The organism is Actinospica sp. (genome assembly GCF_035552695.1).
In the GTDB taxonomy this organism is placed as follows: Bacteria; Actinomycetota; Actinomycetes; order Streptomycetales; family Catenulisporaceae; genus Actinospica.
The window spans coordinates 1-11,517 of sequence record NZ_DASZKT010000074.1 but is presented as its reverse complement, the minus strand read 5'-3'; the positions used below and the strand labels follow the sequence as shown (position 1 = coordinate 11,517).

Below are 11,517 nucleotides of genomic sequence, written 5' to 3'. Positions count from 1 at the left end.
GGGGATCGTCGATGGAGGATGACATACAGGACGCCGTGCCGGAGTTGCTCCCGGCGCGGCCGCCGGTGCCGTTCACATACTCGGAACCGCGTCCGCGGCCGCGCCGAGGGGTGGTGACGGCCCTGGCTGTCGCGGCGGATCTGCTGGTGGTGCTCCTCGGCGGATTCATCACGTTCTTGATCAGCTTCCAGGATTTCGCCGAGAACAGCGACGTGCTCGCGCGAAAGCAGGCCTCGCAGACAGAGCTGCTCGGCGGCGTCGCGATCGCCGTGCTGGTCATCGTGGCGGCGTGCGCCTTCTGGGCGAGGGCTTACGTGGCCGGCGTGCTGCAGGTGGCGGTCGTCGCCGCGGTGCTCGTCTTCACCACGGTCGCAGTGCACCACTATGCGCGGCTGTTCCCGTACGACGGCACGCCGAACACCCAGCCGACATCGACGAGCACCTACGTCCCGTGCTTCAGCGGCAGCAATGACTGCAACTAGCGGTCAGCCCTCCAACATCCGCGTGTGCCACTCGTGGAAGGCGGCGATGTGGTGCTCGCTGGGGACGAGGACGCCGCCCTTCGCGTAGGAGCGCGAGCTCATCGTGGGCTGACAGCGTTCGCAGGCTTCGAAGTCCTGGGTGTTGACGCGGTGGAAGAGTTCGACCGAGGCGTCGATATCGGCGCCGGAGTCGACGACTTCGGGCAGGAACAGCCAGTCGCATTCGATGAGGGTGCGGTCCACGGCGAGCGGGAACATGCGGTGGACGATCACATGGTCGGGCACGAGGTTGATGAACACCTGCGGCTTGACGGTGATCGCGTAGTAGCGGCGGTCCTGGTCGGCGGTCAGGCCGGGAATTCGGGCGACGCCGGTGCGGCCGTCGTAGGTGAAGCCTTCGATCGTGCTGCCGAATTCCGCACCGTGGCCGACGTAGTACTGGGCCGCGTAGCCCTTGGCGAACTCCGGGAGGACGCTGACCAGTTCGGGGTGGATCGCCGAGCAGTGGTAGCACTCCATGAAGTTCTCGATGACGAGCTTCCAGTTGGCCTTGACGTCGTAGGTGATCCGGCGGCCGACGGTGAGCCGATCGACGTCGTAGTTCTCGATCGCCTCCACGTCGCCGAGTCGCTCGACGGCCGCGCCGATCACGTCGTGTTCGAAGGAGGGCGGCTCGTCGGCGAGGCAGATCCACACGTAGCCGAGCCATTCGCGCGTGTGGACGGTGAGCAGGCCGTACTCCGCGCGGTCCACGTCGGGCATCCTGGCCAGGTTGGGAGCGGCGACGAGGCTGCCGTCCAGGGCGTAGGTCCAGGCGTGGTACGGGCAGCGGAATGTGCGCTTGACCTGGCCGGACTCCTCGGTGCACAGCTGTGCGCCGCGATGCCTGCAGGCGTTGAGGTGCGCGCGGATCTCCCCTTCGCGGGTACGCACCACGAGCACGCTCTCCCGGCCGACCTGGACCGTGCGGAAGCTGCCCGGATGCGGCACGTCCTCGCCGCGGATCACGCAGAACCACATCCGCTCGAAGACGCGCTGCTGTTCGAGCGCGAAGACCGCGGGGTCGGCGTACGCGGAACCGGGGAGGGTGCGCAGCAGGCTCGGCGGGAGGGCGAGCTCGGGGGCGGCGGTCACGTCAGGGCCTTTCGCGCGGGGTCGAAGAGGCCGATGGGGTGCGCGGTGGCACCCTCGGTGGCCAGGTCGGCGAGGATCTCGCCGACGACGGGGACGAACTTGAAGCCGTGGCCGGAGAAGCCGCACGCGACGGTCACCTGGCGGTGCGCGGGGTGGGGCGCGATGACGAAGTGCTCGTCGGCGGTATTCGTGTACATGCACGTCGCCGCGTGCAGGAGTCGGCCTGGGAGAGTGGGGATCCGGGGGCGCATATATCCGCGGATGGCCTCCACCTCCGCGTCGCGCACGTCGCGGTCGATCGTCTCCGGCGTGCAGATCTGGCCGCCGCGGAACATCGCGATCTTCGCGCCGCCGTCCGGGCCGTCGATGGCGGGGAAGCCGTAGAACTGGGCGCCCGCGTCGAGTTCCCAGATGTAGATCGGGTGGACGTTCGGGAGGAAGGGAGCGGTGCCGCCGTCCGGGCCGAACCAGTACATGACCTGGCGTTCGATCTCGAACTCGATTCCCAGGTCGGCGAGCAGCTTGGGGGCCCACGCGCCCGGGCAGATCACCAGCCGGTCCGCGGTGTACGAGTCGTGATCCGTCGTCACGCGCACGCCCTCGCCGGACGGGTCGGCCGTCCATTCGGCGACTGTCTCCTCGAAGTGCAGTTCGGCGCCCGCCTGCCCGGCCAGCTGGAGGTGCGCGAGCACGGAGGCTTCGGGGCGGACGAAGCCGGCCATCGCCTCGTACAGTGCGACCTCGTCATCAGCGGGACGCAGGGTGGGGAAGCGGGCGCGGATCTCGGCGGCGTCGAGCATCTCGTGCTCAAGACCCCACTGCTCCGCGCTGACCCTGCTGCCGGCCACGGTACGGCTGTCCGGGCTGCCGATCATCACGCCGCCCGTGTATGTCACGACACTGCGACCCGAATCGCGCTCGATCTGCTCCCACAGTTCGGCGGCGCGCAGCAGCAGCGGCACGTACGCCGGGTCCTCGAAGTAAGCCTGCCGGGTCACGCGTGAGCCGCCGTGGCTGGATCCGCGGTTGTGCCCGGGTGTGAAGCGCTCGAGGCCGAGGACGCGCACACCACGTCCGGCGAGCCGGTAGGCGGCGGCGCTGCCCATCCCGCCGAGGCCGATCACGATCACGTCGTAGGAGCTGCTCACGAGGGACTCGCTTTCTATCGGCGGATGCGGGCCATGGAGGGGTCGAAGAGCGGTTCCTCGGCTACGTGCGCGGGCAGGCGGGCTCCGAAGTACTCCACCTGCACGCGGGTGCCGGGTGCGGTCGCGGCGACGGGTAGCCAGGCGTACGCGATCGATGCGCCGGCGCAGTAGCCGTACGCGGCGCTCGTGATGTAGCCGACCGGAGTGTCGTCGACATAGACAGGCTCCCTGCCCATGACGACGGACTGCGGGTCGTCGAGGAGCAGGCAGGTGAGTTTCCGAGCCGGATCGGAGCCGGCGGCGAGCAGCGCGTCGCGGCCGATGAAGTCGCCCTTGTCGAGGCGAAGGGCGAACTCGAGCCCTGCTTCGTACGGGTTGTGCTCGGGGGTCATGTCCACGCCCCAGGACCGGTAGCCCTTCTCCAGACGCAGGCTGTTGAACGCGCTCCGCCCGGCCGCAACGACGCCGTGCGCCTGCCCGGCCTCCCAGAGCGTGTCCCACAAACGCAGCCCTGCGTCAGCCGTCGTGTACAGCTCCCAGCCGAGTTCGCCGACGTACGACACACGTAACGCGGTTACGGGAACTTCGCCGATATACGCCTGCCTGGCCTTGAAGTAACCGAAGCCGCGGTGCGAGAAATCGGTCGTCGTCAACGGCTGCACCAGGTCGCGGGCCAGCGGCCCCCAGAGGCCGATGCAGCAGGTTCCGGCCGTGATGTCGCGGATCTGCACGCTGCCGTCGTCGGGAAGCCGCCGCGTGAACCAGTCGAGGTCGAGCGGGCCGTTCGCGCCGACCTGGAAGCGGTCTGCGCCGAGTCGCGCGACAGTCAGGTCACTGCGAATGCCGCCGCGTTCGTCGAGCAGCAGCGTGTAGGTGACGGAGCCAACCGGTTTGTCGAGTTTGTTGGTGGTCGTGCGCTGCAGGAACTCGAGTGCGCCGGGGCCGGTGACCTCGAGGCGCTTGAGCGGGGTCATGTCGTACATGGCGACGCGCTCCCGGGTGGCCAGCGCCTCGGCTCCGGCGATCGGCGACCAGTAGCGCGAGGCCCACGCGTCTCGTGCGGGGATCTCGCCGACAGCGGGCAGATCCGCGTTCGCCTCGAACCAGTGCGGACGCTCCCAGCCGCCTGCCTCCAGGAATACCGCACCGAGTTCCTGCTGCCGTGCGTAGAAGGGGCTGACGCGCAGCGGACGCGGCTGCTCGGCCGGCTGGAGCGGGTGGATGATGTCGTAGACCTCGACGAAGTTCCGACTGCTGCGCCGATGCACGTACGGGGGCGCGAGCTGCACGTCCTCGAAGCGGTTGATGTCGCATTCATGCACGTCCACGCTCGGCTGTCCGTCGACCAACCACTCCGCGACCGCCGCCGCCACGCCCGCCGAGTGCGTCACCCACACGGCCTCCGCGACCCAGAAGCCCTGCAGCTGAGGGGATTCGCCGAGCAGGGGGAATCCGTCCGCGGTGAAGGAGAAGATTCCGTTGAATCCCTCATCCACCTTCGCTGCGGCGAGCGCGGGCAGCAGGTCGGTGGCATCGCGCCACGAGGGCTCGAAGTCCTCTTCAGTGAAGGCCAGCATGGAAGGCATGGCGGAGGCGCCGGGCGCGCTCACGTCGGCGAGATCGACGGGTATCGGGCGGTGTGCGTACGAGCCGATGCCGATCCGGTCCTCGTGTTCGCGGAAGTACAGGTCGCGTTCCTGGTGCCGCAGGATCGGCAGCAGCGCCTCGGTGACGGCATCGGCGTGGCGTCCGGCGAGCGCGGCGACCTGCGTGGTGCGGACGTACTGGTGGGCCATCGGCAGCAACGGGAGTTCGAGCCCTGCCATGCGGCCGATATTCGGTCCCCAGAAACCGGCGCAGGACACGACGATGTCGGCGGGGAACGTGCCCTGATCGGTGACGACGCCGGTCACGCGGCCGCCCGCCGATTCGATGTCGAGGACGGTGTGCCGCGGCAGGAAGCGTGCTCCGGCGGAGACGGCGCGACGGGCTTGGGCCTCCGCCGCGCGTACGCCTTTCGCCAGCCCGTCGTTCGGCGTGTGGAATCCGGCGAGCACGCGGTCCCGGTCCAGCAACGGATGCAGCGCGACGCACTCGCCGGGATCCAGCAGCCGCGCCGGCACGCCCCAGGCCGCCGCGTAGCCCGCCCGCCGCGTCAGATCCACGGCTCGCTCCGGCGTGGTCGCGATCTCCAGGCCGCCCACGGCATTGAAGCACCATCCGCCATCGAGTTCGAGCCCCGAGTACTTGGCCACGGTGTACGAGGCGAAGCCGGTCATCGTCTTCGACGGATTCGTCTGGAAGATCAGGCCGGGAGCATGCGAGGTCGAACCGCCGGTCGCGAACAGCGGGCCCTGGTCCAGCACGGTGAGCCGCTCCGCCCAGCCGCGGGCGGCCAACTCGTCGGCCAACGCGCAGCCGACGATCCCGGCGCCGACGATCACTATCCTGGGCCGCACCGTCACCAGCTCCATCCCGTTGTTGCGCATAGCGAAATGCGGTGCTCAATGAGAAACAGGGTCGAGGCGGCCGACGGCACTGTCAAGGGCCCGCGGCAAACGTTGTGAGCTGAGACGACGGGGAAACATTGGCTCATGCGGAGTTAACCCGGGAGCCTTGACGGGCTACCCGGCTGCTTCCATGCTGTCTGCAATCCCGTTGCGCCATAAGGAGACTGTCTCTGATTGCGCAACGATCGAGGAGGTGGTCAGCGTGCGTCCCGACTCGCTCTTGATCGACGGCTCCTGGCGGACCGCCCGCGCGGGCGGCGGCCGCGAGATCATCGACCCCTGCGACGCAAGCGTGGCCGCGACGGTCGCGGAGGCGGACGCGGGCGACGTCGACGCCGCGGTGGCCGCCGCGAAGGCCGCGTTCCGGGGCGGCGAGTGGTCCGGGATGCCGACCGCGCAGCGCGTGGCGGTGCTCGAGGCCGTAGCCGTCGCGCTGCAGGCGAACCGCGACGAGATATCCCACCTGGAGACGCGCGACACCGGCAAGACGCTCGCCGAGAGCGAGTACGACGTCGACGACTCGACCGCCGTCTACCGCTACTACGCCGCGCTGGCCGCGCAGGACGCGGGACGTGTCGTCGACACCGGCCGCGCGGGCGTGGACAGCCGCATCGTGTACGAGCCGGTCGGCGTCTGCGGCCTGATCACGCCGTGGAACTACCCGCTGCTGCAGATCTCCTGGAAGATCGCGCCCGCGCTCGCCGCCGGAAACACCCTCGTGGCCAAGCCGAGCGAGCTCACGCCGCTGACCACGATCCGGCTGTTCGAGCTGCTGGAGACCGCGCTGCGCGAGGCGGGCGCGCCGAGTGGCGTGGCGAACCTGGTGCTCGGCGGCGGGGTGGTCGGAGCCGCGTTGGCCGCGCACCCGGACGTGGACCTGGTGTCGTTCACCGGGGGAGCGGCGAGTGGGAAGTCGGTGATGACGGCCGCCGCGAGCACGGTCAAGAAGGTCGCACTCGAACTCGGCGGCAAGAACCCGAACATCGTGTTCGAGGACGCGGACTTCGAGACCGCGGTGGACTTCGCGCTGACGGCGGCGTTCCTGCACTCAGGCCAGGTCTGCTCGGCCGGTTCGCGACTCATCCTGCATCGAAGCCTGCACGAGCCTTTCGTCGCCGAACTGGTCCGCCGCGCCGAGCTGATCCGCGTCGGCCGCGGCCTCGACAAGGAGAGCGAGACCGGCGCGCTGATCTCGGCTGCGCATCGGGAGAAGGTCGAGCGCTACATCGCGGGAGCGCTCGCGCAGGGGGCCGCGCTGCGCTGTGGCGGGGTGCGACCTTCTGACGAGCAGCTGCAGGCAGGGTTCTTCCTCCGCCCGACCGTCCTCGATGACTGCCATGCCGGGATGACGGTCGTGCGCGAGGAGGTCTTCGGTCCGGTGCTGACCGTGGAGACCTTCGAGACCGAGGACGAGGCCGTCGAACTGGCCAACGACACGCCGTACGGCCTGGCCGGAGCCGTCTGGACGACGAACGAGGCGCGGGCCGCGCGGGTTGCCGGGAAGCTCAGGCTCGGCACGGTGTGGATCAACGACTACCACCCCTACGTGCCGCAGGCCGAATGGGGCGGCTACAAGCAGTCCGGCACCGGGCGCGAACTCGGCCCCTCCGGACTGCGCGAGTACCAGGAGACCAAGCACATCTGGCGCACGCTCGACCCGAAGCCGCAGAGGTGGTTCTCGGGCTGAGAAGGCCGCACACCTAGGGAGGCTCATGACTTCGCCCGAGACCAGTTACGACGTGGTGATCGTCGGCGGCGGAACGGCGGGCGCGGTGCTCGCCGCGCGGCTGAGCGAGGATCCGGACCGCTCCGTCTGCCTGATCGAGGGCGGGCCCAGCGACCTCGGCGACGACCGCGTGCTGCGACTGCGCAACTGGATCAACCTGCTCGGCACCGAACTCGACTACGACTACCCGACCACGCCGCAGCCGCGCGGCAACTCCAACATCCGGCACTCCCGCGCCCGCGTTCTCGGCGGCTGCTCCTCGCACAACACCATGATCAGCTTTCTGCCGCTGCCCGCCGATTTCGCCGACTGGGAGGCGGCCGGGGCGGCCGGCTGGGGCTACGAGGCGATGGTCCCGTACTACCAGCGGCTGCGGAACATGATCGTGCCGGTCGCCGAGAAGGACCGGAATCGGATCGCGAAGGACTTCGTCTCGGCGGCGGGCGGCGCGCTCGGAGTGCCGGAAGTCACCGACTTCAACGCCAAGCCCTTCGAGGACGGAGTCGGCTTCTTCTCCGTGGGCTACGACGCGGAAACCGGCATCCGCTCCTCGTCCTCCGTCGCCTACCTGCACCCGATCCTCGACCGGCCGAATCTGACGCTGCTCCTGGAAACCTGGGTCGAGAAGCTGTTGGTGACGGACGGACGCGCCACCGGCGTGCGGGTTCGCGGCGCGGACGGCACGGTCGAGGTCATCGTGGCACGCGAGGAAGTCGTGCTGTGCGCCGGATCCATCGACACGCCTCGGCTGCTGCTGCTCTCCGGCATCGGCCCCGCGGAGCAGCTGAGCGAACTCGGTATCGAGGTCGTCGCCGACGTACCCGGCGTCGGCGAGAACCTGCTGGACCATCCCGAGTCGATCATCATCTGGGAGACGAAGGCGGCCCTGCCGCCGGAATCCGCGATGGACTCGGACGCGGGGCTCTTCGTCCGCCGGGACGCCTCCGACCCCCGCCCCGACCTGATGTTCCACTTCTACCAAATCCCGTTCTGCGAGAACACCGCGCCGCTCGGCTACCCGGTGCCCGAGCACGGGGTGTGTATGACCCCGAACATCCCCCGGCCGCGCAGCCGTGGCCGGCTCTACCTGACCAGCGCGGATCCGGCGGTCAAGCCAGCGCTGGACTTCCGCTACTTCACCGATCCCGAGGGCTACGACGAGCGCACCCTCGTCGACGGAATCCGGCTGGCCCGCGAAGTCGCGCGCACCGCGCCACTGTCCGACTGGCTGCTGCGGGAGGTGGCGCCCGGACCCGACGTGACCGGCGACGCCGAACTCTCCGAGTACGCGCGCCGGGCCGCGTTCACCGTCTTCCACCCCGCCGGCACCTGCCGGATGGGAGCCGTGGACGACGAGCTGGCCGTCGTCGACCCGGAACTGCGGCTGCGCGGCGTGGCCGGGGTGCGGATCGCCGACGCTTCGGTGTTCCCGAGCATGCCCACCGTCAATCCGATGGTGGCCGTCCTGATGATCGGCGAGAAGGCCGCCGAACTGATGAAGGAGTGAGCACGTGACCGCATCCGAACCCACCGCCACCCTGACAGAACCAAGCGATTCACACGATTTAGCCCGGTTCGGCTATAAGCAGGAGTTGCACCGCTCTCTCGGCTCCTTCTCCAGCTTCGCCGCCGGATTCAGCTACATCTCCATCATGACCGGTGTCTTCCAGCTCTTCGGCTTCGGATTCGCCTCCGGCGGCCCGGCGATGATCTGGACCTGGCCGCTGGTCTTCGTCGGCCAGGGCGCCGTCGCGCTCTGCTTCGCCGAGCTGGCCGGACAGTTCCCGCTGGCCGGATCGGTGTATCAGTGGGCGAAGCAGGTCGCCAGCCCGGCGACGTCGTGGATGGCCGGCTGGATCATCATCATCGGCTCGATCGTCACGGCGGCGGCGGTCGCGGTGGCGTACCAGGTGATCCTGCCGCAGGTCTCGCTCGGCTTCGAGATCGTCGGCGGCTCCTCCGACGCCGGCCTGACCAGCACTCCGGCCGGAGCGCAGAACGCCATCGTGCTCGCCCTCGCGCTGATCGTGTTCACGACCGCGGTGAACATCGTCGGGGTCAAGGTCATGGCGAAGATCAACAACTTCGGCGTCCTGGTAGAACTCTGCGGCTCCACGCTGCTCGTGATACTGCTGATCGTGCACGCCAAGCACGGTCCGCAGATCGTCACCCAGACCAACGGAACCGGCGCCGGGCACTCCACCGGCTACGTGGGCGCCTTCCTCGTCGCGGCCATCATGAGCGCGTACGTGTTCTACGGCTTCGACACCGCGGGCTCGCTGGCCGAGGAGACGCTCGAGCCGCGCCGCCACGCGCCGAAGGCCATTCTGCGCGCCATCTCCGCGGCGTTCGCCATCGGCGGCCTGCTGATGCTCTTCGCGATGATGGCCACCAAGAACCTCTCCGACTCGAACATCGGCACGCTCGGCCTGCCGTACATCATCAAGAGCGTACTCGGCAACGGCCTCGGCGACGTCTTCCTCATCTGCTCGGCGATCGCGATCACCGTGTGCTGCCTCGCCGTGCAGACGGCCGCGATCCGACTGATCTTCTCCATGGCACGCGACGACCGGCTGCCGTTCTCCTGGGCGCTCGCCAAGGTCTCCGTGCGCTCGCGCACCCCGATCCTGCCCGCGCTGCTCACCGGTGTGCTCACGATCGCCCTGCTGCTGGTCAACATCGGCAACCAGCGGGTGTTCTACGTGCTGACCTCGGTGGCCATCATCCTGTTCTACATCCCCTACCTGATGGTCACCGGGCCAGTGCTGCTCCGCCGCCTGCGCGGACACTGGCCGCGCCCGGAGCACGGCGGGTACTTCAGCCTCGGCCGCTGGGGCCTGCTGGTCAACGGCTTCGCCGTGCTCTACGGCGCCGCGATGATCGTCAACCTCGCCTGGCCGCGCGCCGCCGTCTACGGCAGCGACCACTGGTACTACCAGTGGGGCGCCATCGTCTTCACCGGCGTCATCGCGCTGGTCGGCGGTGCGTACTACCTGATCCGCAAGCCCGGTGCTCAGGCGGGTCCTCAGCCGGGCAGATGACCCATGAGGTACGAGATCTCCGTGGCCGCCGCGACAACCAGCGCGGCGACCGCGGGGATCCGGTCCTCGGGCAGCCGGAATGAGGGTCCTGACGCACTGACCGCGGCGATGACCATGCCGCCGGGGCCGCGGATCGGCGCGGCAACGGCGTTCAGGCCGGGCTCGAGCTCTTCCACGGTGAACGCGTAACCGGTCTTCCTGGCCTGCGCCAACTGTTCGCGCAGCACGTGCGGGTCGGTGACCGTGCGCGGAGTCGATGCCTCAAGTCCTTCGGCGATCAGCGCGGCCGCGCGGTCCTCCGGCAGATACGCGAGCAGTACCTTGCCGCTGGACGTGGCGTGCAGCGGCGTGCGCTGGCCGACCCAGTTGTGCGTCGTGATCGATGAACGACCGAGCACCTGGTCGATGTTGACCGCGCTGGATCCGTCGAGCACGGCGATGTTCACCGTCTCGCCCACCTCGTCCGCCAGCCGCTGGCACACCGGCCTGCCCTGCTGGTTGAGCTCCATCTGCCCGCTCATCGCCCCGGCCAGCCGCAGCAGCCCGAAGCCGAGCCGGTAGGCGCCGCGCTCCCGCGTCTGCTCGATCAGACCCCTGCGTTCAAGTGCGGACGCCAGTCGGAATGCGGTGGATTTGTGCACGCCGAGCCGCGACGCGAGCTCCGTGATCCCCAGTTCCCCGCGCCCGGCCAGCAGTTCCAGGATGCTGACGGCCCGATCCACCGACTGCACCGGCGACGAGCCCGACACCGCCTCCGTGTTGCTCATAGCGCAACAGTATGCAGGATTTCGCGGCGATGTACGGCGCCATCTGTCAACAGGGCTATCCGTACACCTCGGCGACGTTGTCCTTCGGTGCCGGCTGCGAATGGCCCGCGGGCCCGGCGGCGAAGGCACGCATCAGGTTCTCGGTCGCCTTCGTCACGAACGCGCCCGTGCGGGCGTTCATCCCGTTGTCGGCGTCGGGAGTGCCCGCGAGCAGGCCCTCGACCCAGCGCATCGTGCCCGACGCGAAGACCCCGGCGCCGCTGGAGACCTCGTAGTACGCCGAATCCGAGTGGCTGGACTCTCCGTTGCAGACCAACGGGGAGTGGCCGATGATCTCGATCGGCCGCGGCGTCGGCTGGCCCGGCGTCACGCGGTCGTACTCGACGCCGATGAGGTGGTCGAAGCTGTCGCCGTTCCGCACGCCGGTGCCCGCGAAGAGCCAGTGGTTCGCGTCGTGCACGACGTACGGCGCGTCGGTGGGGTGGCTCTCGTAGAGCACACCGGTCATCGACGACTCGGGATCGGGCGACGGATCGGCGCGGAAGCCCGTGGTCACGAGCGCATTGTCGTGCCCGTAGAGCGGATCCTGTTCGTACGAGGTCTTATAGCAGGTCACGTTCCGATTCGTGCCGAGTTCGCTGGACTCGAAGCGGATCCCGCGGAAGCACGTGTTCGCGCCGAGGAAGGCGACATTGGTACCCGCGTCGCG

At 69.0% G+C, this 11,517-nt stretch carries 9 protein-coding genes; 4 read left to right on the top strand and 5 right to left on the bottom strand.

Annotated features, from left to right (window positions below; genetic code table 11):
- Positions 1 to 11: 11 nt before the first annotated feature.
- Positions 12 to 482, top strand: a complete 471-nt coding sequence (locus VG296_RS10160) for a DUF6234 family protein (RefSeq protein ID WP_325565380.1) — start codon at positions 12 to 14, stop codon at positions 480 to 482.
- A gap of 3 nt (positions 483 to 485) precedes the next feature.
- Here the strand turns inward: VG296_RS10160 and VG296_RS10155 are convergent, their stop codons facing one another.
- From VG296_RS10155 to VG296_RS10145, 3 genes are read right to left on the bottom strand one after another with little or no spacing between them, the layout of a single operon-like run.
- Positions 486 to 1,616 carry an aromatic ring-hydroxylating dioxygenase subunit alpha gene (locus VG296_RS10155; protein ID WP_325565379.1) on the bottom strand — a complete coding sequence of 377 codons (1,131 nt, stop codon included), beginning with the start codon at positions 1,614 to 1,616 and terminating at the stop codon, positions 486 to 488.
- Positions 1,613 to 2,764: an N-methyl-L-tryptophan oxidase gene (solA, locus tag VG296_RS10150; RefSeq protein WP_325565378.1), complete on the bottom strand. Its 1,152-nt coding sequence runs from the start codon at positions 2,762 to 2,764 to the stop codon at positions 1,613 to 1,615. The genes VG296_RS10155 and solA overlap by 4 nt, the downstream gene beginning before the upstream one ends.
- A 14-nt stretch (positions 2,765 to 2,778) precedes the next feature.
- Positions 2,779 to 5,253 carry an FAD-dependent oxidoreductase gene (locus tag VG296_RS10145; protein WP_325565377.1) on the bottom strand — a complete coding sequence of 825 codons (2,475 nt, stop codon included), beginning with the start codon at positions 5,251 to 5,253 and terminating at the stop codon, positions 2,779 to 2,781.
- Between the two features lie 223 nt (positions 5,254 to 5,476).
- On the opposite strand from VG296_RS10145, the gene VG296_RS10140 reads away from it, so the two are divergent.
- The 3 genes from VG296_RS10140 (at position 5,477) to VG296_RS10130 (ending at position 10,041) form a co-directional block, all read left to right on the top strand.
- The gene (locus VG296_RS10140) at positions 5,477 to 6,961 is read left to right on the top strand and encodes an aldehyde dehydrogenase family protein (protein WP_325565376.1); all 1,485 of its coding nucleotides are present in this window, start codon (positions 5,477 to 5,479) and stop codon (positions 6,959 to 6,961) included.
- Between the two features lie 25 nt (positions 6,962 to 6,986).
- Positions 6,987 to 8,507, top strand: coding sequence for a GMC family oxidoreductase (locus VG296_RS10135; RefSeq protein WP_325565375.1), 1,521 nt, complete (start codon positions 6,987 to 6,989; stop codon positions 8,505 to 8,507).
- Between the two features lie 85 nt (positions 8,508 to 8,592).
- On the top strand, positions 8,593 to 10,041 hold the full coding sequence (locus VG296_RS10130; RefSeq protein ID WP_325565374.1) for an amino acid permease: 1,449 nt from the start codon (positions 8,593 to 8,595) through the stop codon (positions 10,039 to 10,041).
- Here the strand turns inward: VG296_RS10130 and VG296_RS10125 are convergent.
- Both VG296_RS10125 and VG296_RS10120 read right to left on the bottom strand, forming a co-directional pair.
- Positions 10,026 to 10,808: an IclR family transcriptional regulator gene (locus VG296_RS10125; protein WP_325565373.1), complete on the bottom strand. Its 783-nt coding sequence runs from the start codon at positions 10,806 to 10,808 to the stop codon at positions 10,026 to 10,028. The genes VG296_RS10130 and VG296_RS10125 overlap by 16 nt on opposite strands.
- Before the next feature lie 55 nt (positions 10,809 to 10,863).
- Positions 10,864 to 11,517: N,N-dimethylformamidase beta subunit family domain-containing protein (locus VG296_RS10120; RefSeq protein ID WP_325565372.1), on the bottom strand; the 654-nt coding region annotated here is incomplete at its 5' end.

Excerpts from the sequence above, each read along its gene's own strand:
- VG296_RS10135 (WP_325565375.1), top strand. The coding sequence starts at position 6,987 with ATGACTTCGCCCGAGACCAGTTACGACGTGGTGATCGTCGGCGGCGGA.
- VG296_RS10160 (WP_325565380.1), top strand. The coding sequence starts at position 12 with ATGGAGGATGACATACAGGACGCCGTGCCGGAGTTGCTCCCGGCGCGG.
- VG296_RS10145 (WP_325565377.1), bottom strand. The coding sequence starts at position 5,253 with ATGCGCAACAACGGGATGGAGCTGGTGACGGTGCGGCCCAGGATAGTG.
- VG296_RS10125 (WP_325565373.1), bottom strand. The coding sequence starts at position 10,808 with ATGAGCAACACGGAGGCGGTGTCGGGCTCGTCGCCGGTGCAGTCGGTG.